Genomic DNA, 23,178 nt, shown 5'->3' with positions numbered 1-23,178 from the left:
GCCGAGCGGGGTCCGGCGCGCACCCGCGGTCGGGGCGCGGGACCACGGGCGACGGCTCCGGCGGCGCCGGTTCCGCCGGACGGGGCCCGGCCCCGGAGAGGGGGCGGGCCCCGACCCGGAGGGGGAGGCGGGGGGAGCCGCGGCGCGGGGCGCTGGCCGGTTGTGGCCACGTGCCGCCGGCGCGACCCGGGGCGGCGCCCGGGCGGGGCTCCCCGGGCGTCCAACCCCGGGCGTCCCGCCCGTTCACCGCGGACTGAGGGGACGGACCCGGCCGCCCCGGGCCGCGGCGGGGGCCCGCACCGCCCCGCGGGATCCGTGGGACGGAAGGGGTTTTCCCGAGGCGGAATTCACGGCGGACATATCCGCTCCGACCTGCGGCCCCGGTCATTCCCCGTGCGGAGCGGGGCCGGCGGCCGCGCCGGGAGCGGGGCACGTCCCCGACCTGCCCGGGGCGCCCGCCACCTGCCCGGACCCCTCCGGCGCGACCGCTTCCGCGCACCCGGCCCGGAGGCCCCGGACGGGGCCTCCCGTCCACAGGTCGCGGAGTACGCCTATTTCTTCGTCAGGGGTCGCTTGTACTATTCAGATTCCCCCCACAGGGGTGATCGAGTCCATTGTCCGGTTCCGGGACTCTCCCTCCGAACCACGGGCACTCCGCGTGCATCCTCCCCTTCGGGAGGCGACCGCCTCGCGAGGTCCCCCGAGGAAAGCAGGTGAACAGTTGTCACGCTGGGAAGTCGGCGAAAGCACTCTGAACACGCTGGCCCAGAACACCGGCGGCGCCGGTGACGAGCTGAGCAGCCTCATCCAGCAGCTCATCCAGGCCGCGGAACCGCTCGCAGGGAAGTTCGACGGCGCGGGCAAGGCGGCCTTCGACTCCTTCAAGCTGCAGGCCGACAGCATCACCGCCGACCTGCGCGCCGGCCTCGGCTCCATCCAGGAGGGGCAGGGCGGCATGAACACGGCCTTCACCACCGGTGCCGACACCATGGCCGACGACGCCAACCAGAACATGGGCGCGGCCAACTTCGACGCAGCCAAGTTCCGCTGACCGCCCCCGAGGAGTCCGCATGAGCAACAACGCCTACGACGTCGGAGCCTCCCAGGAGGCCCAGGCCAACATCGCCACCATCACCAACCGGCTCGAGACGCTGATCGGCGAGCGCGACACCGACGTCAGCGCGGCCATGGCCGAGTTCGAGGCCACCGGGGTCTCCGAGGAGTACAGCGCCAAGGAACTCAAGTGGCACAACGCCGGCAACGAGGTCCGTGAGATCATCCGGCTGGTGCGCACCACGCTGGAGACCAACGACGGCACCGCACAGGAGACCCTGAGCCGCGCCAACGCCGCGGTGCAGAACATCTGACCGGCCCCGGGCGGGGCGGGAGTCACACGAGAGGCAACGGGGGGCACGGTTGGCACGCGACTACGACAGTCAGCTGCTGGAGTCCGTCGCCGTGCGCCGACAGCGCCTCCGGGAGGCGGTCCTCTTCGGGGGGCAGCGCACCCGGCGCCGCCTGGACGAGAACTTCGGCAAGGTGGCGATCAGTGCCTGCCTCGCCGCCGTCATCTGCGGCGGCACCGTCGGCTGGTCGTTCGTCAGCACCCAGCTCAGCACCCAGAGGGTCGAGCAGGAGCAGGAGGCGTCCGGCCCGGCGAACAACGCCGTCCCGCCCGTCCCCGGCGACTGGGTCGGCGCCCAGGTCACCCTCGACCGGGCCCGGGAGGAGCTGGACGCCGCCGGGGTCCCCCGGAGCCTGTACGTGCTCCCCGGGGACCCCCGCCCCGAGCCCGAGACCGTCGACAGCTACTACGTGATCACCCAGGACGAGGAGGGCTACCTGGCCGCGGCCGTCATCGACTTCGACCAGGGCCGTCCCGGCATGGAGTTCACGACCGAGGACCAGGCGGCGCGCTGGCTCTACCAGGAGCTGGCCACCACCGAGCCCGACCCCGCCGCCCTCACGCAGGCGGAGGAGGCCGAGACGGCGGAGGCCACGGCGGAGCTGGTCACCGAGGTCCGCGAGAGCCTGGAGGAGCGCAGCGGCGGCTCCTACCTGCACGGCCTGGAGGTCGGCGACGTGGTCGACGCCTTCGGCCAGGAGAGCGGGCGGTACCTGTTCCCCGACGGGACGCCGTTCGAGGAGCGCGGCCTGCCCGGGTACGCCCGCACCGGCGCGGACGGCGGGGAGCTGTACCACCGCTACCGGGTCATCCACCCCTTCCAGGTGAGCGCCACCGCCGCGCCGGCGCACGAGGGCCTGCCGGGCGGCGGGATCCGCTTCACGCTCGACACGGCCGGTTTCTCCGAGGTCCCCCCGGCGCCCACGGTCCGCTGGCTGGTCGGCAACGGCTACCTCGAACGCATCGCCGTGGACGACGTACCCGCCTGACCCCGGAAGGCCCGGACCCTCCCCGGGCCCGGGCCCGAGAACGGTGGCGGACCGCCACCCGAGACGCGAGAGCAGGATTGGAAGGCAATGACCGCTTGGAGCCGGGTGACGCTCGTCGGTGAGGAGCGCAGGGTCGACGCCGTCCTACCCGCCGGCGAACCGGTGGGCGCGCTCATGCCGGAAGTCCTCGACCTCCTCGGCGACCAGGTGGAGAACCCCGCGAAGCTGCGCCACCTCGTCACCGCCTCCGGGATCGTCCTGGACGGCGACACCACCCTCGCCGACCGGCAGGTCGCGGACGGGGCGGTGCTGCGGCTCGTCCGGGCGGAGGAACCGGTGCCCGCGCCCGTGGTGCACGAGGTCCCCGAGGCGGTGTCCATGGCGCTGGACGGCCACCAGGGGCGCTGGAGCCCCGAGGCGGCCCGGTGGACCGCGACGCTGGCGCTGGTCGTCCTCTCCCTCGGGGCGGGATGGGTGCTCCAGGGGTACTTCTCCGGGGCCGGGGGCATCACCGGGCTGGCTGTGGTCGCCGCCCTCCTCGTCGCGGTCGGCGCGGCGGTAGGCCCCACGTGGCGCGAACCCCTGGGCACGGCGCTGGCGATCAGCGGCGCGGCGGTCGGCGGCCTGGCCCTGTGGCTGGCCTGCGACGCGTTCGGATGGCCCGAGTGGGCCCGCTGGGGCGGCGCCGCCGCCCTGCTGGCGGGCCTGGTCCTGCTGCTCGGACTCACCTCCTCCCTGGGCCGCGGCGGGCTGACCGGCGGCGGGGTCGGGCTGGCCCTGGCCGCCGTGTGGTCGGCGGGGGCCGCGTTCGGGCTGCCCGCCCACCAGGTCGCCGCGATCATGACCGTGGCCTGCGTGGTCCTGCTGAGCCTGCTCCTGCGGCTGGCGCTGACGTTCTCCGGGCTCGCCGTGCTGGACGACCGGCGCAGCTCCGGTGACGCGGTGGCGCGCGGCGACGTCCTCACCTCGGTGGCCGGGGCCCACCGGAGCCTGGTGATCGCCACCGTCTCGGTCGCGGCGGCCACGGCGACGGCGGGCGTCGGGCTGGCCACCCGCTTCGACTGGTGGACGGCCGGACTGTCGGTGGTCCTGGCGCTGGTGGTGGCCAGCCGCGCCCGGCTGTTCCCCCTGGTGGCCCAGAAGTCGGCGCTCATCGGCGCGAGCCTGGTGGTACTGGTGAGTTTCCTGTTCGCGTGGGCCGACGCCGTGCCGTGGGGCGTGTGGCCCGCCCTGGGCATCGCGGTCGCGGTCGCGGCGATTCCGGCCGTGGTCCTGTCCGTCGAGCAGCCCGAGCACGTTCGCGCCAGGCTCCGCGGGGTCACGAGCAGGTTCGAGGCGATCGCCGTCGTCGTCCTGGTGCCGCTGGCGATCGGCGCGTTCGGCACCTACCAGCGACTCCTCACGACCTTCTGAGCGGGGGACGATGAACGCTCCACAGACCCACCTCGCGGGGATCCCCGCCGCGCCCCCCGTTCCGGCGGCCGGCGCGGGGCGAGCGGCCCGGCCCGTGCCCGCCGACGGCCTGGTGCGCAGGATCGGACGCACGGTCCTGCGGCCGTTCCGTCCCGTGGACGAGATCGCGGAGGCCATCGAGCTGGGACGGCGGTTGCAGCGCGCCACCTCGACGGGGCGCCGCATCCTCGTCGACGACCTCGGGACGGGCGCGGACGCGGCGGTGGTCACCGCCCTCGTCGCCCGCGCGCTGGCCCACTTCCGCCACGACCGGGTGCTGGCGGTGGACGCCACCGGGCGGGCGCCGTCCATGGCCGACCGCCTGGGAGCGGGCGAGCCGGGAGACCTGGAGGGGGTCGACCCCGCCACCTTCGAGTCGGTGTGCGCCAGCCTCGGCGAGGTCGGCGAGAACCTGTGGACGGTGGGCGCCGCGCCGGACCGGGCGGACGCCTACTCCTCGGGGCTCCTGCCGATCTCCCGGTTCTTCGGGGTGACACTCGTGGCGGGCCGCGCCGACGGCGCCTTCCCGGCGGCCGTCGGCGCGGGCGCGCACTCCCGGGTGCGGGTGGTCCGGGCCACGCGCGAGTCCGCGCTGAGGGTCGGACGCGAACTCGACTCGCTGGCCGCGACCGGGCCGGACGAGGTGGGGCGCACCGTGGTGGTCGTCTTCGACGAGCACAGGCGCGAGGACCCGGCGTTCGACGTGGCGCGCACGACCCGGATCATCGCCGAGAGCGGCGCCGCCGTGGTGGTCGTGCCGCACGACCGGCACCTCGCGCAGGGAGCTGCGGTGCTCCCGCGGCTGATCGGCGAGGCCACCCACCGGGCGGTCCAGCTCGTCGCCGCCGAGGCCCTGGGCCGCGCCGTCGACGGGGCCGCGCCCGCCCGCGCACGCACGGAAGGGGAGTAGGCCGTGAACCAGCACCACGGGTCCGATCCCGGACAGGACACCCCTCCCCGGGGGAATCCGGGCCGGGACGACCCGCGTCCGGCACCGCACGAAGGAGCGGGCGGCCCCCCGGACGCTCCGCCGCACCACCCCGACCGGGACGCCCCGCCGCACGGCGTCCCCTCCCGGGGGGACGCGCCCGCGGGCGGCGGCGCGCAGCCGCCGCAGGCAGGGCCCGGACACCAGGGTGGTGGCGGCGCGCAGCCGCCCCGGCCCGTTCCGTGGTTCCCCGAGGAACCCGGACAGGACCCGCCGCACGGAGGCGCGTACCCGCCGCCGGGTCCGTTCCCCCCGACCCCCTACGCGGTGGAGGCGCCGCGTCCCCACGAGCCCACCGGCCCCAACCGGACGCCGTGGGCGGGCCCCTCCGGCCCGCAGGACCCTCCGGCCCCGCCGCCGCAGCAGCCGCGGGCCTTCGCCCAGGACTCGATGGCCGAGGCGTTCCTGTCGGGCGCCCCGATCCCCGCCCCTCCGGCGCAGCCGCCGCCCGCGCCCCCGCAGGGGCCCGGACCGCGGCCCGACGCGGTTCCGGGGCCCGGTTCCGGTCCGCAGCGCCCCTGGGAGGGCCCGCCCCCGGGGCCGCAGCAGCCGCCGTCCGGCCCCCGGCAGCCGGTGCGCCCGCAGTCCGGGCCCCAGCGGCCGATGGGTCGGCCGCCGTCGGGTCCTCAGCAGTCGTACCCCGGTGCGGGGGTGCCCTCGGGTCCGCAGCGTCCGGTGGAGCGTCCGCCGTCGGGTCCGCAGCGGCCGTATCCCGGGTCGCAGGCTCCTTCGGGTCCGCAGCGGCCGTATCCCGGGTCGCAGGCTCCTTCGGGTCCGCAGCGGCCGTATCCCGGGTCGCAGGCCCCCTCGGGTCCGCAGCGGCCGTATCCCGGGTCGCAGGCCCCGTCGGGACCCCAGCGGCCGTATCCCGGTGCGGGGGTGCCCTCGGGTCCGCAGCGGCCGTATCCCGGGTCGCAGGCCCCGTCGGGACCCCAGCAGCCGTATCCCGGAGCGGGAGCGCCGTCGGGTCCGCAGCCCCCGGCCCGGGAGCGTTCGCCGTCGGGTCCCCAGCCGCCGATGTGGCCGCAGCCCCACCGGGGTCCGGCCCCGGGCGGTCCCGCGCACCACGCGTCGGCTCCGGCCCAGGCCCCGCCTGCCCGGACCCCGGAGCCGCCCCGGCACGCACCCCCCGGGGGCCGCCAGGAGGTGCCCCCGGCCCGCGCCTGGTTCGGCACGCGGGAACCCGCGGAGGCGCCGGCTCCCCGTCCCGACGCCGGAGGCTCCCGCGCGCCCCGCGAGGTCGGTCCGCCGCGCCCTGCCGACCCGCCGACCGTCGTCGGCGAGGAGTCGGAGGGGACCGACCCCGACGCGGAGGAGACGGACGTCTTCCTCATCCTCGGAGCCGACCGCCGCGCCCGCAAGGAGAAGGACGAGGAGCCCGCCGCACCCCCCTCCGGCCCCGACACGGCGTCCCCGGAAAGCGGTCCGGGGGCGCGGACCGAGCCGTCCTCCGACGCGCCCCCCGCCCCCGCGGGCCCGGTGCCCGCGGAGGCGCCCCTCCTGTACCGGGGCGCCTCCCTGCTCGGCGAGGACGGACCCTTCTCCGCCCCGGCGCGGACCGACGGCCCCGGAGGGGCCGACGGTCCCGCCTCCGCTGCCCCGGAGGGCCCCTCGGCCCCGGCGCCGGCCCCCGCAGGCGGGGCCGACGCCGACCGCGCTCCGGAGGGCGCCGGTGGGGGATCCGCCGCGGCGGACCCCGTGCAGGCACCGACTGCGGAACCGGCGGCTCCCGCGGTCCCGGCCGTCCCCGAGTCCTTCGACCCCGCTCCGCCGTTCCCCGTGACCGAGGTCCGCCCGGGGGCCGCCGGCCCCCTGGAGGTGACCGGCTTCCTGGACATCCCGGCCGCCCCCTACACGGAGGGCTGGCGGTCCGAACCGCTCGAACGCCCCGATCCCTCCGAGCGGTTCGAGGGCCTGGCGGGGTTCGAGCAGGCGCACGAACCCGCGACGCCCGAACGGTCCGCGTGGTCCACGGTCGCCGAGGCCCCCGCACCGGAGGGGCCGCCGGAGGCCCGTCCCGCGGACGTCCTTCCGGAGGAGGCCCGTCCGGGCCCGGCGGCCGTGGCCGAGCAGCCCGCGGCGACCGGTCCCACGGGCCTCGAGTCCTGGATCGAGGCGGCGGGCACGGCGGGCGCGGTGGGGCCCACGGTGACCGAGGTGGCCGCGATGGCGGCCGTGGCCGCGAGCGACGGGCACGTCCCCGTCCCCGGTGGGTTCGAGCAGCGGATCGCCGCCGTGAGGCCCGTTCCCGCGTCCGCCTGGAAGCGCGCGGTCTTCGGTGCGACGGGGGGACGCCTCAACCTCGGGTGAGCACGGTGCCGGACTCCCGCGGCGCCGGACGCCCACGACGAGGGGGCGCGTCCGCCTCCCCTTGCGGACGCGCCCCCGGGGACGCCGGAACACGGCGCTCCCCCTTCCGCCGGGCGGTCCCGGCCGGCTCTCCCGTGTACCGGGGAACCCGGGACCCTCGCCCGGCGGGCGGCCGGCCGGTCGCGTTCGTCCCCTCGGCGAATCCGCGCCCCGTCCGGCCACCGTCCGGCGCCGGGCCCTCCGCTCGGGGGCCGCACGGCGCCTGGACGGCGTCAACCGGTCATCCGGGCCTCCCCAGGCCCTCGACCAGCGCCAGTGCCTCCCGGTGCGTGGGCGGCAGCGCCACCGACCACACGCCTGCGCCGTGCTCCCAGCCGATGCCCCGGCGCAGCTCGTCCAACCGCGGGTCCAGGTCGTCGGCCTCGGCCGCGACGACCCCGATCCGGCCCCGGCCGATCAGGCACACGGACTCGCCCCGGGTGAAGAACCGGGACAGCTCGTAGCCGAGGACGATCAGCCGGGCGGCGCGTCGCCACGGGTCGATCCCGGGGTCCAGGGACACGACCGCCAGCCGGTGGCCCGAGGCGGGGACCGGGCCGCCGTCCGCTCCCCGGTACAGCTCGCCGAGCCTGGTCCGCAGGTACTCCTGGGTGGCCAGACCGGTCAGCGGGTCCTGGCAGGTCTCCCGTCCCCGTCCCGCGTCGGCCCACCCCTCCGCCATGGCGCGCACCAGTTCGATCGGCGGGCTCCGCCACCCCGCCAGCGCCGTGAACGCCGCGAGGTCGTCCAGGCTCTGACCGATCCCCACCCCGGAGCGTGCGCGGGCCTCGCCCAGCCGGGCGCACGGCCCGGCCAGGTCCGTCCCGGTGGCGAAGGCCTCGCACACGGCGTCGACGGCGGGGGTCCACCAGTCGTCCGGCGGCTCCCAGCCCGCCTCCCGGCTCCGGCGCCCCCACGGGGCGCGCAGGCGCCGGGTGCCGACGCCGCGGTCCCACGTCCCGGTTCCCGTTTCGGCATCACCCATGGTGTGTCGCTCCTGATCCTCGGTCCGCCCGGGTGAGCGGCGGGGGCCCGTGCCCCCGCGGCGGGTCCCCGCCGCTCGCCCTCACCCTGATTACCGGGATCGGTGGCGGCCATGACGCGGATGCGGGATATTTTTTTCGAGTACGTGTTCTTCCGACGACGAACCAGCGTTCTTCCTGGATTGTGGCGGGATCAGATGAGAGGACGTTCGGTGTCCGACGCCGACAGAAATCACACAGGGACACTCGTCGGTGACGCTGAGATCATCAGGCGGGTGCGTGGCGGCGACACCGCCGCCTACGCGACTCTGTACGAGCGGCACGCGGCGTCGGCGCGCGGACTGGCCAGGCAGCTGTTGCGCGGGGAGGCGGAGGCGGAGGACGCCGTCGCCGAGGCGTTCACCCGGGTGCTCAGCGTCATCCGGAGGGGCAAGGGCCCCGAGGACTCCTTCCGTCCCTACCTGCTCACCGCGGTGCGCAACGCCGCGTACGACCGGGGTCGGGGGGAGAAGCGCCAGGTCGTCACGGACGACATGGAGAGCCTCGTCCCGGGCCAGCCGTTCGTGGACCCGGCGCTGGAGGGGCTGGAGAGATCACTGATCGCCCGCGCCTTCCTCTCCCTTCCGGAGCGGTGGCAGGCCGTCCTCTGGCACACCGAGATCGAGGGCACCAAGCCGGCCGAGGCCGCGCCCCTGCTCGGCATGAACCCGAACGGGGTCGCCGCCCTCGCCTACCGGGCCCGGGAGGGGCTCCGGCAGGCCTACCTCCAGATGCACCTGGCCGGCGGCGCGGCCGCGGAGGCGTGCCGCCCGACCCTGGGGCTCCTCGGCGGCTACGTCCGGGGCGGCCTCTCCAAACGGGACACCGCCAAGGTCGACACGCACATGGACGGCTGCGCGGACTGCCGTGAGGTGTACGCGGAGCTGATGGACGTCAACGTCGGCCTGCGCGGGGTCGTCCTCCCGCTGGTGGTCGGCTCCGGGGCGGCGGGCTACCTCGCCCTCACCCCGGGCGGCGCGGCCACGGGAGCCTGGTGGGGCCGGATGTCGCGCCGCCAGCAGCAGGCGGCGGCCGGCGGCGCCGCCGCCGCGGGCATGGCGGTCGCGGTCGCGCTCGCCCTGACCGGCGGGGAGGCTCCGATGGGTCCCGCGGACCCGCCCCCGGTGGCGGCCCCGCAGGAGGAACCCGTTCCCGCGCCCGCGCCGGGGGACCCGGCCGCCCCCGACACGCCTCCGGGCCCGCCGCCCGCCGCCCCGCCCGCGGACGCCCCGCCCCCCGCCGCACCGGGGGAGCCGGCGGCCCCTGACCGGCCCGCGCCCCCGGAGGCCCCGGCGGAGCCGGCCGTGCCCCCGGCGGACGTCCCCGAGGAGGAGGTGGTCGAGGACGCCCCCGAACCGCTGTTCGCGGCGGGCATCGATCCCGTCGGCGCGCTCCTCCCGGGCAGCGAGGGGATCGTGGTCCTGGACGTCCGCAACATCGGCGCGTCCACGGTCGAGGACGTCATCGCGGTGATCACGCTGCCGCCGGGGGTCGAGATGGTCTCCTCCGGCGGCGCCGGCAGCTCCGTCCCCATGGCGACCGGGAACGGCGACTGGAGCTGCTCGTCGGGCAGCGGCGGCGGCCGCTGCGCGCACCCGCGGATGGCGTCCGGGCAGAACAGCACCCAGTTCCTGGACGTGCGCGTGGACGCCGGGGCCGACGTCGGCGTGCCCGCGTCCGTGACGGTGTCCTCCGGAGGCGTGGCCGCCAGTGCGACCGGCGAGCGCGGGGTCTCCTCCGAGGGGGTGGCCGCGCGCTACGCGACGGCCGGCCGGGTACGGACCGAGAGCGTCGGCAACGCGCTGATGACCTGCGTGGAGCCGGAGCGGGACCACGGGGGGCACTGGCCGTGGCCGTGGCCCTGGCGGCCCGGGAACCCCGGCGTCCCCGGCGCCGGCCCCGGGACAGGGGGAACCCCGGGCGCCGACGGGCGCACCGGTCCGGAGGCCGACGCGGACCTGGCCCGCGCACCGCGGGGGCCGCTGCCCGCTGAGCCCGGCACGGAGGCCTCCCCGGAGGAAGAGGAGACCCCCGGGGACGATGCGGAGGGAGGGGACGGCGGCGCCCCTGACGGAGCCGGCGCCCTGCCGGACGGCGTGTCGCCCACGGACCCGGAGCGGGACCCGGCCCCGGAGCGGGACCCCGACCCGGAGGACGCGGACGGCGGCCCCGCGCCCGCCCCGGAACCCGGTCCGGACCCGTCCTCCGGGGCCGGGCCGGAGGCGCCGGACGGCCCCTGTGCCGACGCGCGCCTGAGGCAGGGGGAGCACCGCGACAACGACAACTGGGTGATGGCCCCCCTCGAGGGCGATCCGGACGCCGCCACCTCGGCGAGCGCCGCGACCTGGGAGCTCCCCGAGGGCGGCGCGGTCCGCTGGGCGGGGCTGTACTTCTCGGCCGCGGGCGCCCCCGACGCCCCCACGGCCCGGGTCCGGGGGCCGGGCATGACGTCCTACCGGACCGTGGCCGCCACCGACACGAAGGTCGCGGACCTGCCCGGGTACCCCGCCTACCAGGCGTTCGCCGAGGTCACCGACCTCGTGAGGGCCCAGGGCGGCGGCGAGTGGTGGGTGGGCGACGTGCCGGCCCGGGAGGGCCGGGGCGTCTACGCCGGGTGGAGCCTGGTGGTGGTCCTGGAGGACCCGGGCATCGGCTCCTACAACCAGGCGATGGTGCTCGACGACACCGGGGCGGTCTTCCGGAGCCCCACGGGGATGTCGTTCCCGGTGTCGGGCCTGCTCCCCGCCGCGGTGCCCTCCCACGTGGACGTGGTGGCCTGGGAGGGCGACGCCGACCTGCGGGGGGACCGGGTGACGGTGGACGGCCGCGCGGTCGCCCCGAGCGGCGGGCACGGGGAGGAGGACAACGCCTTCGCGAGTTCCGCGCGCGGGGCCGTGGGGGACCCCTTCACCTTCGGTACCGACGTCGTACGATTCGACCCAGTACTCGGCCGGGAAACGGATATCCGAATCCTCACCGAACAGGACGCGGTACTGGTCGGCGTCGTGGCGCTGACCGCCCCGATGCGTACCTGAAGTCCGGTATTCGCGACGGGTTTCCCGGCAGGCCCGGGCGGCCGGAAAAGCCCGCCCCCCAACGGGATCCCGCCTGTGTGTAGTGGGTCCATAACTTTCCGTATTCAAAGAGGGCACGCAAAACCAGACAGACTTGGCTAGGCTGTGCCCCGGTCATGGATATGGCCCCAGAGTCAAAAGGGAAGGGGGCGGTGTCACGTGGACCGCTGCGCGTTGTTCGTTGACGCGGGATACCTTCTCGCGGACGGCGCGATGGCCGTGCACGGAACCCGCAACCGGGACTCCGTCTCCTGGGACTACTCCGGACTCGTCCAGTTCCTCAACGAGGTCGCACGGGACCGCACCGGTCTTCCGCTGCTGCGTTGCTACTGGTACGAGGCCGTCGCCGACGACCGGCGCTCCCAGGAGCAGGACGGCATCGCCGACATCCCCGGCGTCAAGTTCCGTGCCGCGAGGATACGGCCCGGCCGCCGCGAGGGCGTGGAGAGCTATGTCCAGCGCGACATCACCACGCTGGCACGCACCGGCGTCCTGTGCGACGCCGTCCTGGTCAGCGGTGACGAGGACATGGCTTCCGTCGTCGCCGACGTCCAGGACATGGGCGTGCGCGTCACCGTCGTGCACGTGTCCGTCGAGGGCAACTGGACCATCTCCCGGGCCCTGCGCCGGGAGTGCGACGACCTCATCGAGATCGGGGCGGGCCACCTGCGCCCGCACGTCAACCTCCTCACCAGCAGCGGCTCCTCCCAGGAGACCGCGGCCAAGACCACGACGCCGTTCGCCAACGGCCGGTCCCGTTCCGCGCCCGAGACGCAGCGGCAGCCCGTCGCGGCCCAGCCCGGCGGCGCCCGGGTCGACCCGGTGGGATCCTCCAGCGGCGGCCTGGAGGCGATGTTCGCGGGGACCGGGGGCCAGCCCGCCCCCCAGGGCAGCGCCATGGACCAGCTGCGCGCCATGCGGAGGTCCCTCGCGCAGCAGCGCGGCGGGGACCACCTCGTCGGACCGGGGGGCGACGGCGCCCAGCAGCCGGGCGGCATCGACGCCAACGGATTCCCGTCCGGCGGGCAGACCCCGCCCGGCACGGGCGGCGGCTCCTACCCCGGCCACCCGGTGACCGGGGGGCACCCCGCACACAACGGGCAGCAGGGCTATCCCGTCACCGACGGACACCCGTCGATGCGCGGCGCGGACCCGAGCGGCTACGGCATGCCCGCGAGGCCGGCCTCCGGGTCGGGGCCGATGACCGGATCGCAGCCCTCCTTCAACGGCACGGGACCCCAGCAGTCCTTCGCTGGGACGGGGCCGCAGCGCTCGTTCGCGTCGGACGGCCAACCCGGCCACGCGCCACCTCCGAGAAGCGCCCCACCCCAGGACCCACGGCAGGATCCGCGCCAGGACCCGCGCTACGGGGGCGGGGACGGCTCCGGATTCGGGGGAGCGGCCGACGCAAACCCTACCTATGGGACCAGTACGGAAACTGACACCGCTCACCGCGGTGGGGCAGCCTCCCCCTACGGGGGGCCGCCACCTACTGGTCCCGAACCCGCCAGCCGGTTCAGCGCCGGCGGCTACCAGGAATCCCGTCCCAGTCCTGGATATCCACAGCAGACACGTCCCGCCGCGCATACCGTTGACGAAGCGGTGCATGTCGCGCACAAGGAAGGGAACGACTTCGCGGAGTCGATCGCTCGCGAGGCGCCCGCCCTGTGGGTGGAGGCCGTACTCGCCCGCAGGCCCAGGATGCCCTCCGACCTGGAGGCGCGCCTGCTCCAGGGCTCCTCGCTGCCGATCGACCACCTGTTGCGTGACGAGGTCCGTGACGGACTGCGCCAGGGGTTCTGGCAGGCCCTGGAGCGGGCCAGGTCCTGACAGGGCGCGCGGGAGTGCGAGTAGGGGATGGGGGCGATGCGGTTGACCCACGTGACGACGGCAGAACTCGACCGTTGGGAATTCCACGCTGTCCGGTCCGGTGAGCACGGACGGGTCGCCGCCCAACTCCTGGACCTGGCCAACCGGGTCGACGCGGGGAGCGAGGTCTCGCGCGCGGAGCTGTTCGTGCGCGCGGGGGAGCAGTGGGAGATCGCCCAGGAGTTCGAGCGCGCCTGCTCGGCCTACCAGAGGGCGATCGACGACGGCGGGGCCACGGTGATCGACGCCCGCGCGCTCAGCGCCGGGGCACTCCTGCAACTGGACGAGGTCGACCAGGCCTACGCCCACCTCAAACGCCTGGAGGGCGAGGATCCGCCCGGACTCCAGACCTTCATCCACGTGGCGGAGGCGCTGTACGCGCACGACGACCTGGAGGGCGCCGAGCGGTGGGCGACGGTCGGCGCGCACCGGTTCCTCGACCGGGCCTCCTCGCCCTACGTCCGCGACCTCCTGGTGGAGCTCCTGCGCATCCGGTTCCGCATCCGCACCGACCTGGGGCTGTCCGAGGACCGGCTGGACCGCAGACTCGACGAGGAGTGACCCCGGCCGTGCGGGCCGGGGCGCTCCGGCCCGGACCCGGCGGAGTGAGCTTTCCGACGTGCGGGCGTGCCGCCGACACGCCCGGGGCGGTGGAGGCGCTGATCTGCGCCCGACCGCTCCGGTCCGGGCCCGGCCGCCGCGGACACGGCCGTGTGGTCAGCGGCACCGGCCCGACGGGCGCCGTCCGAACCGCCTCGGAAGCGGCGTTCCGGGCGTTCGGCCGCCCCTCGGGAGGTGCTGCCGGTCCCGGGGAGCCCCGGCGACGATCTAGGCTGTGTCCGGTCGCCTCCCAGCTGCCCAGACGAGGCGCGACATCCCCCTGAACCGGGTGCCCGAGGCCCTCTCATACCACGGCCCACGCGTGTGTTCGACGATCGTCGAAGAATCCGAGAAATCGATGACACGCCATCATCTTGCGGTGTTCCAACGCACGGCCCCCTAGATGTAGTATCTGTCCCGCTGGTGGTTCACCCCTCGGGGTGAGGCAAGAGGGAACCCGGTGCGAAGCCGGGGCTGCCCCGCAGCGGTATGTGGGAACGAAGCCGTCACAGGCACTGGGGACCCCCGAAGGCCCCGGGAAGCGACGGTGCGTAGGCCGCCCACGAGCCCGAAGACCTGCCACCGGTGCGCACGTGAGCGTGCGCCGACGACGGGGCTTCGAGGGTGAGCCGCCGCGACCCACCGGTCGGACGACCGCACGCACCCGGTGCGTCGGTCCCCCGGTGCGTGCCGCGCACCTTGCCCATCGTGTCCCCTCCCCGCCGGGACTCTTCTACCGAGGTTGGAGCCGCTGTATGACCCTTGACGTCGAGGCCGTGCCCGTATCCGTTCGGCCCGAGCCGACCAACGAGGGCGCGCCCCCCGCCGCCGTCGACCGGATCGAGCACGTCGTGACCGAGGCCTGTGCGAGGCTCACCGGTGTTTCGGCGGAGAAGGTCCTCACCGAGGCCCGCCGCGGCTTCTACCCCGGCATCCCCGACGCCGAGGTCGAGCTCGCCCTGGTCATGGCCGCCCGCAGCTTCGTGGAGGTCGACCCGGACTACTCGTTCGTGGCCGCCCGCCTGCTGCTGGACAAGCTGCGCCGCGAGGCCCTCACCTTCATCAGCGGCGCCCCCGACGCCGCAGGGCAGTCCGAGATGGGCGAGCGCTACGCCGCCTACCTGGCCGCCTACGTCGGCCGCGGCATCGACCTGGGCCAGCTCGACCCGGCGCTCGCCGGGTTCGACCTGGAGCGCCTGGGCGCCGCCCTGCGCCCCGAGCGCGACGAGCAGTTCACCTTCCTCGGCATCCAGACCCTCTACGACCGCTACTTCCTGCACAGCGACGAGGTCCGCTACGAGCTGCCGCAGGCGTTCTTCATGCGCGTCGCCATGGGGCTGGCCCTCAACGAGGACGACCGCGAGGCCCGCGCCATCGAGTTCTACGAGCTGCTGTCCTCGTTCGACTTCATGGCCTCCACGCCCACCCTGTTCAACGCCGGCACGGTGCGCGCGCAGCTGTCCTCCTGCTTCCTCACCACCGTCGGCGACGACCTCCAGGCCATCTTCCACGGCATCAGCAACAACGCGATGCTGTCCAAGTACTCGGGCGGGCTCGGCAACGACTGGACCCCGGTGCGCGGCCTCGGCTCGCACATCCGCGGCACCAACGGCAAGAGCCAGGGCGTCGTCCCGTTCCTGAAGATCGCCAACGACACCGCCGTCGCGGTCAACCAGGGCGGCAAGCGCAAGGGCGCCGTGTGCGCCTACCTGGAGACCTGGCACATCGACATCGAGGAGTTCCTCGACCTCCGCAAGAACACCGGCGACGACCGCCGCCGCACCCACGACATGAACACCGCGAACTGGGTTCCGGACCTGTTCATGCAGCGTGTGGAGCAGGGCGGCAGCTGGACCCTGTTCTCGCCGGACGAGGTCCCCGACCTGCACGACAAGTACGGCACCGACTTCGCCGAGGCCTACGAGAAGTACGAGGCCGCCGCGGAGGAGGGCCGGATCAAGGTCGCCAAGAAGATCCCCGCGGTCGACCTCTGGCGTCGCATGCTGACCATGCTGTTCGAGACCGGGCACCCCTGGATCACCTTCAAGGACCCGTCCAACCTGCGCTCGCCGCAGCAGCACGTCGGCGTCGTGCACTCCTCCAACCTGTGCACCGAGATCACGCTGAACACCAGCGCCGACGAGGTCGCCGTCTGCAACCTGGGCTCGGTCAACCTGGCCCAGCACGTGGGCCCCGACGGCCTGGACGCCGAGCGCCTGCGCCGCACCGTCCGCACCGCCGTGCGCATGCTCGACAACGTCATCGACGTGAACTTCTACACGATCCCCGAGGCGCGCCGCGCGAACATGCGCCACCGCCCCGTGGGCCTCGGCCTGATGGGTTTCCAGGACGCCCTGTTCAAGCTGCGCACCCCGTTCGCCTCCGAGGGCGCGGTGACGTTCGCCGACGAGAGCATGGAGCTGATCAGCTACTACGCCATCGAGGCGTCCATGGAGCTGGCCGCCGAGCGCGGCGCCTACGAGTCCTTCGAGGGCTCGCTGTGGAGCCGGGGCGTCCTGCCGATCGACTCGCTGCGGCTCCTCGCCGACTCCCGCGGCGGCGACCTGGACATGGACCGGGGCGAGACCCTCGACTGGGACTCGCTGCGCGAGCGCGTGCGGTCCACCGGGATGCGCAACTCCAACGTGATGGCGATCGCGCCCACCGCGACCATCGCCAACATCACCGGTGTCGGCCAGTCGATCGAGCCGCTCTACCGGAACCTGTACGTCAAGTCGAACATGTCCGGCGACTTCACCGTCGTCAACCCGTACCTGATCCGGGACCTCAAGGCGCGCGGCCTGTGGGACGACGACATGGTCTCGGCGCTGAAGATGCACGACGGCAGCCTCGGCGCCATCGACCGCGTCCCGGACGACCTCAAGGCGCTGTACGCGACCGCGTTCGAGGTCGACCCCGAGTGGCTGGTGGACGCGGGATCGCGCCGCCAGAAGTGGATCGACCAGGCCCAGTCCCTGAACCTGTACATGGCGGCCCCGAGCGGCAGGAAGCTCGACACCCTGTACCGCCGCGCGTGGCGCTCCGGTCTCAAGACCACCTACTACCTGCGTTCGCAGAGCGCCACGCACGTGGAGAAGAGCACGCTCAAGGGCACCGACGGCCGCCTCAACTCGGTCGCCGCGACCCCGAGCGCCCCGGCGCCCGCCCCCGCACCCGTCCCCGAGCCGGTCGCGGCGCCCGCCGCCGTGAACACCGAGGTCGAGGACGAGTTCGAGATCGTCGACGGCCAGGCCTGCTCCATCGACGACCCCGAGTGCGAGGCCTGCCAGTAGGGCGTGGGGCCCGGGGCCGCCCGCCGGCGGCCCCGGGCCGGTCCGGCCGTCCCGCCGGACCGTGCCCGCGGCGACTCCGCGTCCCGCTCACGACAACGACTTTCCGGCCCGGCCGGAGAACGGAAGAACCCCAGCATGACCGCAGTCTCCGAGAACAACGCCAGCGCCACCAGCGGCCTCGGTGAGATCGAGCGCGACGCCGAGCGCGTCAACGTCGACGACAAGGCGATGATCAACGCCCGCGCCGACGTCAACCAGCTGCTCCCGCTCAAGTACACGTGGGCGTGGGAGAAGTACCTCGCGGGCTGCAACAACCACTGGATGCCCACCGAGGTCGCCATGCAGGCCGACATCGCGCTGTGGAAGTCCAAGGACGGGCTGACCGAGGACGAGCGCCTGATGCTCAAGCGCAACCTCGGCTTCTTCGCGACCGCCGAGTCGCTGGTGGCCAACAACATCGTCCTGGCCGTGTACCGCCAGCTCACCAACCCGGAGTGCCGCCAGTACCTGCTGCGCCAGGCCTTCGAGGAGGCGGTGCACACCCACACCTTCCAGTACATCTGCGAGAGCCTGGGCCTGGACGAGGGCGAGCTCTTCAACATGTACCGGGAGGTCCCGTCGATCACGGCGAAGGACGCCTGGGCGCTCAAGTACACCCAGAACCTGGAGAACCCGGAGTTCCGCACCGGCACGCCGGAGGCCGACCAGGCGTTCCTGCGCGACCTGGTGGCGTTCTACGTGATCTTCGAGGGCATGTGGTTCTACACCGGCTTCGCGCAGATCCTGTCGCTGGGCCGCCGCAACAAGATGATCGGCATCGCGGAGCAGTACCAGTACATCCTGCGCGACGAGTCGATCCACCTGAACTTCGGCATCGACGTGATCAACCAGATCAAGATCGAGAACCCGCACCTGTGGAGCGAGGAGTTCCAGGGCGAGGTCCGGCGGATGCTGGCGGAGGCGTGCGAGCTGGAGGTGGCGTACGGCCGCGAGACCATGCCGCGCGGCGTGCTCGGCCTCAACTCGGAGCTGTGCGAGAAGTACATGCACTTCATCACCGACCGCCGTGCCGAGCAGATCGGCCTGGCCCCCATCTTCGGCGAGACGGAGAACCCGTTCCCGTGGATGAGCGAGATGATGGACCTCCAGAAGGAGAAGAACTTCTTCGAGACCCGCGTCATCGAGTACCAGACCGGCGGCGGCCTGGACTGGGACTGACGGTGTCCCGGCCCGCGTGAGGCGGGCCGGACGGGGCTCTCCCCCCGGGAGGCGGACACGGCCTCCCCCCGGGGCGGCCCGGATCGAGGCGCGCGATCCGGGCCGCTTTCGCGTGTGGGGGGTGTGTCCCGGGGCCGGCCGGAGGCGCCGGGACCCGGCCCTCAGCCCTTGGCGGTCCAGGTCATCCGGACGTTGAAGGTGGCCTCGCCGGTCCCCTTGACCACCACGACGTCCGCCTCGGCGCTCACGGTCACGCCGAATTCGACCTCCGTCTCCGAGGGCGCCAGCGAGGAGGAGGAGAGCTCCTCCAGTTGCGCCGACACGGCCTCGGCGATCTTCCTGATGCGGAGCAGGACGGAGTCGAGCCTTTTGTCCCCGGTGGCCTTTCCCGGGGCCCGTGAGACGGGGGCGGCCCCCTCCTTGCGGACGGGGGCGGACTCGATGCTGATCACGGTGCCGTCGTCGGTGACGAAATCGATCACTTTGTTCACATTGGCCTCACGCATTCTCCGAAGGGGCTTGCCATTCCTCTTGATGTCCACAGAAAGTAAAATAGGAGGAGATGTCCGGCAACGATAATATTCCGCTGCCGTCCGCGCGGAGGAAACGGTGGGACGTACCAGTTATGACCGGGCGAAACGACGCAAGCGCCACCTGGCGGGACGGGCGTGACGGCACCGGATGGCGCAAGTCGTCGAGGTCGGGACCCGGCGCCGACTGCTGCGAGGCCTCACTGGGGGAACCGGGCCGCGTGTGCCTCCGCGACTCCCACCGCCCCGGCGGGGACGTCCTGCGGTTCCGGTCCCGCGAGTGGCTGTCCCTGGTCTCGTCCGTGCGCTGAGCGGCCCCGGACGTGTGCCGGGGCCGCCCCCTCCTCAGTCCCGGACGGGGAAGATGTCGGTGTCCAGCCGGGTGAAGGACGCCATCGTGGCCACGAAGCGGTGCTCGGGCCCGAACCGCGAGGCGTAGTGCTCGCGCAGGGCCTCCCACTCCTCCCCGACGTCCTCGCCCAGCGCCCGCCGGCTGATCAGCAGGTTGCGCCGGGCCGTGGTCAGGAAGACGTGGTGCTCCCCCAGGGTCTCCCGGCACAGCTCCACGCTCGCGGCGTCCTGGGCGCGGGCCTCCTTGAGCCTCCCCAGGGCGAACAGGTCGTTGCCCAGGTTGACCTCGACGGCGGTGAGGGTGACGTCCGCGTCGGGGAAGCGCTCGCGGATCTCCGCCATGGCGGTGCGGTCCAGCTCGTGCGCCCGCTCGTACTCGCCCAGCACGCGGAACACGATCGCCGCGTTGGCCCTGGAGGCCCAGGGGAAGAGGTGGCGTGAGGGGAACCTGTCGTCCATGTGCACCAGGAGGTCCTCGACCAGCCGGCGGGCCTCCTCCAGGCGGTTGGCGAAGGCCAGGTTCACCATGTGGATGCTGTTGAGGTGCAGCGTCGGCGGGGCGTGCGGCCCGTAGCGCGCGACGTTGACCTCGCGCGCCTGCTCGGTCAGCTCCAGTGCCAGGATGTGGTCGCCGAGCCGGCGGTGGATGACGGAGAGGAAGACCGGTATCTCCGAGGTGTGGGTGCTGGCGTTGGCCTCGGTGACCTCGAAGCGCCTCCGGCAGTCCACCAGCGTCTCCCGGGCCTCCTCCAGGTAGCCCAGGGCCATGAGGCCGAGGCCGATCGACAACCGCGTCCGCAGCGTCGGGATGCCGTCCGGCCCGAACACGTACTTGCGCTGTTCGAGGGTGCGCCGGTCCAGCTCCAGGGCCTGCCGGAAGCGGCCGAGGCGGCGCAGGCAGCCGCCGATGTCGTGGGCGATGACCAGGGTGTTCTCGTCGTCCTCGGCGAAGAGCATGGTCCTCGTCCGGTGGATGTCCTCGAACATGGCCAGGGCCCTGGCGTAGTGCCCGAGGTTGCTGAGCGCGATGGCCCGCGCCCGGTGGGCCTCCAGGGCCTCCTCGCTCTCCGGGCCCTCCAGCTGGGCCTGCTCCGCGTACATCCGCTCCGCCTCGGCGAGGGCGATCTCGTTGTCGCCGCGGATCCGGAGGATCCTGGTGCGCAGCAGCTGGATCTGGAACCTCTGCGCGGTGTCGTCGTACCAGGCCTCGATGGCCCGGTCCGCCAGGGCGAGCGCGGCGTCGCCGTTCCCGGTCTCCACCAGGTAGACGATCACGTTGCCCACCAGGCCGCGGACCTGCGGGTCGTGGCTGCGCCACGCCTCGGAGGCGTCCACGTGGGTGTACAGCAGCTGGTACTCGGGCCAGTTCTGCGGGAGCTCGGGGCCGAGGGGGTCGCTCTGCGCCAGCAGCCGGTGGGCCAGGTCGCGGTAGCGCACCCGCTCCTCGTCGCCGAGGGTGCTCTGCACGACGGTCTGGAAGGTGACGTGCAGCTGGAACGTGTGGTTGGTCCGGTCGAACTCGGCGAGGCTGTGCCTGCTCACGTAGCGCAGGACCCTCGTCAGGACCATCTCGTTGCCGAGGAGCTGTGACAGGTCCGGGTTGGGGCTCAGCCCGCGGGCGCGGTGGAACAGTGTGCGCGAGAGGGAGCGCGGGGCGAAGAACGAGCAGAGCTGGACGAACTCCCTGACCATCCGCTTGAGGGCGCGGTCGGGCCCCGTGCCGCGCCGGAGGTCGTCGAGCTGCATGTTCCAGGCCGCCGCCAGGGGCAGGGGGTACAGGTCCTCCGGCTCCACGTGGGTGACGAGTTCGTCGAACTTGTCCTGGAGCAGGTGGAGGAACTCCTCCACGCTCATCAGGGAGTCGCGCAGGTAGGCGCCGACCTGCGCGAGCGCGAGGGGGAGGTGCTCCAGCCGCTCGGCGATGCGCAGGGCCGTCGCGTCGTCCTCCAGGCCGTGGGGGCAGACCTTGCGGAGCAGGGCGACGCTCTCCCGCGCGCTCAGGGTGGGGACGATCGAGCCCTCGCTGCGCCCGCTGGGGATCCAGCTCTGGTCGCGGGAGGTGATGATGACGTCCCCGGGGCCGTTGGAGGGGAGGACCTCCTCCCCCAGCTGGTCGAGCTCGGAGACGTCGTCGAAGACGAGGAGCCAGCGCCCCACCCCGGCGTCGCCCTCCAGGACCTCCCGTACCTGCTGGGCGACCTGCTCCAGGTTCCCGGTGTCGTCGCCGAGGCCCAGGTACCGGGCCAGGCGCAGGTAGGACTGCTGGACGTCCGAGGCGCTGTTGGCGGCGAACCACCAGATCAGGTCGTACTCGTCCCGGTGCCGGTGCACGTACTCGGTGGCGATCTGGGTCTTGCCGATGCCGCCGCCGCCTGCCAGCAGGTAGACCCCGCCGACGGAGTCCTCCAACAGGTCGTGGACGTGCTCGAGGATCTTCTCCCGCCCGGTGAAGTTCAGGTTGTGCGGCGGGACGCCGCGGAGCTTGGCGAGCGGCTTCTGCCGCGAACGGCGCAGCCTCGAACTGCCCAGGGCCAGGGGCTCCGAGCCGGCGGACTCCGTCGCGGGGGTGTGGGGGTCGGTCACGGTCGGGCTCGGTTCCTCTCGGGGGGCGGTGGTCTGCGGGCGGGGCGCGTCCCCGGGCCGGGGGGCGGGGCCGCCGGGGGGGCGCGTCCCGTCCGGGGGCGTGCGGCGGGCCGCCGGGGCGCCCGTCGGAGCGGACTCGCGGGCGGGCTCCTCCCCCAGGGCGACGCGGAGCTGGTCCGCGAGCCTGCGGTACTCGCCCGGCATCTCGGAGAGCGCGGGCAGCACGGCGCGGGCGAGGTCCTCCTCGCCGTCGATCGGGGGGTCCTGGGGGGCGCCGGTCTCGATCCGGGACAGCCACTGGTAGAGCCTGGCCGCGTCCTTGAACTCGATCCCGAGGGAGTAGAACACCGACCGCATCACGCTGAGGTCGCCGAATCCGCCCAGGAGCTCCCTGCGGACCCCCGGAAGGAACTCCAGGGCCGCGGCGGCGGGGTCGTCGAGGTCGCCCAGGGGCACGGCCGGGTCCATCAGCTCGCTGCCGAACACCTCGGCGATCTCGGTGACGGCCGCGCGCGGGTCGCGGGGCGCGTGCGGGATGTTGCTCTGGATCAGCTCGGCCACCCTGAGGTTGACCGGGGCCTGGGCCAGCCGCACGGCGAGGTCGCGCGCTCCGCGCGAGGCGTGGGAGAGGAAGCGCGACACGGGATCGGGGTCCCAGGGGGCGGAGCCGGGGGGACGGGCGCCGTCGGCCGGGAGCACGGCCGCGTCGGCCTCCCAGGGGCCGGGGCCGCCGCCCACGGCCGCGCTCCACGCGGTGAGGGCGTCCGGGCCGAACTCCAGGACGGGGAGCACGGCGGCGTCCGCGGGGAGGCCGCCGTCCCCGGCGCCGGCCGCCGCCCCCGTGAACTCCCAGGAGGAGGGCGGGACGGGGGACGGTCCAATCATGCGCATCGGCCCGGGCGCGAGCGGCCCCCCGGACCAGACGGAGCGGTCCAGGAGGTGGAGGAGGACGGTCGGCAGGCGGGAGGCGAGGGAGGCGGCCCAGGAGCGCAGCCTCGGGCCGCGCCACCCGCGGTCCTGCGTGTCGGTGACGACGACGGCGACGGCGGCGTCCGGGGGGAGGTGGGACTCCAGGGGCCACGGTGGATCGTGTTCGCCCCTGGTGTGCGTGGGGTTGCCGGGGTGGAAGCGGACGACCGTGCACCCGGCCCGCCCGGCGCCCTCGACCAGCGCGGCCACGCTGTCGCGGTGCAGCTCCATGAGGGGGGACGAGTCGACGAGAACGACCGGGCGGGACGAGCCACCTGTCAGAGTGCTGAGTGCGTTCTGGTACCTGTGGGACAAATCGTCCATTATGTCGTCTTTTTCCCCTTGTGGGGAACTTCAAAGGAGGGGTCGGCGGGCCCCTCTTCTGAACTCCTCCTGGAAATGTCCTTCCCCCGATTCTGCCACGCCGCCGTCGGGGGCGGTGCCGTGCGGCGCGTCCCGATCGCCCGGGAAATCGGAACGGACCCC

Annotated in this window: 15 protein-coding genes and 1 riboswitch; of the genes, 12 read left to right on the top strand and 3 right to left on the bottom strand. The window is 74.1% G+C overall.

Features of this window, described 5'->3' with window-relative positions:
* The first annotated feature begins 721 nt into the window (after positions 1 to 721).
* From ACQPYD_RS31420 to ACQPYD_RS31395, 6 genes are all read left to right on the top strand, one after another.
* Positions 722 to 1,051, top strand: a complete 330-nt coding sequence (locus ACQPYD_RS31420; protein WP_267947156.1) for a hypothetical protein — start codon at positions 722 to 724, stop codon at positions 1,049 to 1,051.
* Positions 1,052 to 1,070: 19 nt separating this feature from the next.
* Positions 1,071 to 1,367, top strand: a complete 297-nt coding sequence (locus ACQPYD_RS31415; RefSeq protein ID WP_330161117.1) for a pore-forming ESAT-6 family protein — start codon at positions 1,071 to 1,073, stop codon at positions 1,365 to 1,367.
* Positions 1,368 to 1,416: 49 nt separating this feature from the next.
* Entirely contained in the window at positions 1,417 to 2,394 is a 978-nt protein-coding gene (locus ACQPYD_RS31410) for a TNT domain-containing protein (protein WP_433698984.1), read from the top strand.
* Positions 2,395 to 2,481: 87 nt separating this feature from the next.
* Positions 2,482 to 3,807, top strand: a complete 1,326-nt coding sequence (gene eccD, locus ACQPYD_RS31405; RefSeq protein WP_433698983.1) for a type VII secretion integral membrane protein EccD — start codon at positions 2,482 to 2,484, stop codon at positions 3,805 to 3,807.
* A gap of 10 nt (positions 3,808 to 3,817) precedes the next feature.
* Entirely contained in the window at positions 3,818 to 4,756 is a 939-nt protein-coding gene (locus ACQPYD_RS31400) for an ATPase (protein WP_433698982.1), read from the top strand.
* A 1,224-nt stretch (positions 4,757 to 5,980) separates the two neighbouring features.
* Positions 5,981 to 7,144 carry a hypothetical protein gene (locus ACQPYD_RS31395; protein ID WP_433698981.1) on the top strand — a complete coding sequence of 388 codons (1,164 nt, stop codon included), beginning with the start codon at positions 5,981 to 5,983 and terminating at the stop codon, positions 7,142 to 7,144.
* Between the two features lie 280 nt (positions 7,145 to 7,424).
* Here ACQPYD_RS31395 and ACQPYD_RS31390 read toward each other — a convergent pair whose 3' ends face one another.
* A complete protein-coding gene (locus tag ACQPYD_RS31390; protein WP_433698980.1) occupies positions 7,425 to 8,168 on the bottom strand; it encodes a hypothetical protein in 744 nt (247 codons plus the stop codon).
* 273 nt (positions 8,169 to 8,441) lie between these two features.
* Between ACQPYD_RS31390 and ACQPYD_RS31385 the strand changes: the two genes are divergently transcribed.
* The 5 genes from ACQPYD_RS31385 (at position 8,442) to ACQPYD_RS31365 (ending at position 18,259) form a co-directional block, all read left to right on the top strand.
* The gene (locus ACQPYD_RS31385) at positions 8,442 to 11,240 is read left to right on the top strand and encodes a sigma-70 family RNA polymerase sigma factor (RefSeq protein ID WP_433698979.1); all 2,799 of its coding nucleotides are present in this window, start codon (positions 8,442 to 8,444) and stop codon (positions 11,238 to 11,240) included.
* Positions 11,241 to 11,438: 198 nt separating this feature from the next.
* On the top strand, positions 11,439 to 13,109 hold the full coding sequence (locus ACQPYD_RS31380; protein ID WP_433698978.1) for an NYN domain-containing protein: 1,671 nt from the start codon (positions 11,439 to 11,441) through the stop codon (positions 13,107 to 13,109).
* Positions 13,110 to 13,136: 27 nt separating this feature from the next.
* The gene (locus tag ACQPYD_RS31375) at positions 13,137 to 13,709 is read left to right on the top strand and encodes a hypothetical protein (protein WP_267947147.1); all 573 of its coding nucleotides are present in this window, start codon (positions 13,137 to 13,139) and stop codon (positions 13,707 to 13,709) included.
* A gap of 446 nt (positions 13,710 to 14,155) precedes the next feature.
* Positions 14,156 to 14,346, top strand: a riboswitch (cobalamin riboswitch).
* A gap of 157 nt (positions 14,347 to 14,503) precedes the next feature.
* Positions 14,504 to 17,041 carry a ribonucleoside-diphosphate reductase subunit alpha gene (locus ACQPYD_RS31370; protein WP_433698977.1) on the top strand — a complete coding sequence of 846 codons (2,538 nt, stop codon included), beginning with the start codon at positions 14,504 to 14,506 and terminating at the stop codon, positions 17,039 to 17,041.
* 135 nt (positions 17,042 to 17,176) lie between these two features.
* On the top strand, positions 17,177 to 18,259 hold the full coding sequence (locus tag ACQPYD_RS31365) for a ribonucleotide-diphosphate reductase subunit beta (protein WP_433698976.1): 1,083 nt from the start codon (positions 17,177 to 17,179) through the stop codon (positions 18,257 to 18,259).
* Between the two features lie 161 nt (positions 18,260 to 18,420).
* Here ACQPYD_RS31365 and ACQPYD_RS31360 read toward each other — a convergent pair whose 3' ends face one another.
* Positions 18,421 to 18,741 carry a CU044_2847 family protein gene (locus tag ACQPYD_RS31360; RefSeq protein ID WP_433698975.1) on the bottom strand — a complete coding sequence of 107 codons (321 nt, stop codon included), beginning with the start codon at positions 18,739 to 18,741 and terminating at the stop codon, positions 18,421 to 18,423.
* Positions 18,742 to 18,884: 143 nt separating this feature from the next.
* On the opposite strand from ACQPYD_RS31360, the gene ACQPYD_RS31355 reads away from it, so the two are divergent.
* Entirely contained in the window at positions 18,885 to 19,100 is a 216-nt protein-coding gene (locus tag ACQPYD_RS31355; RefSeq protein ID WP_355010738.1) for a DUF397 domain-containing protein, read from the top strand.
* Between the two features lie 34 nt (positions 19,101 to 19,134).
* On the opposite strand, the gene fxsT is transcribed toward ACQPYD_RS31355, so the two are convergent.
* Positions 19,135 to 23,016, bottom strand: a complete 3,882-nt coding sequence (fxsT, locus tag ACQPYD_RS31350; protein ID WP_433698974.1) for an FxSxx-COOH system tetratricopeptide repeat protein — start codon at positions 23,014 to 23,016, stop codon at positions 19,135 to 19,137.
* Positions 23,017 to 23,178: the final 162 nt, after the last annotated feature.

The organism is Nocardiopsis sp. CA-288880 (genome assembly GCF_050955985.1).
Taxonomy (GTDB): Bacteria; Actinomycetota; Actinomycetes; order Streptosporangiales; family Streptosporangiaceae; genus Nocardiopsis; species Nocardiopsis tropica.
The sequence above is the reverse complement of the archived record's forward strand: the minus strand, read 5'-3'. Positions and strand labels throughout refer to the sequence as shown.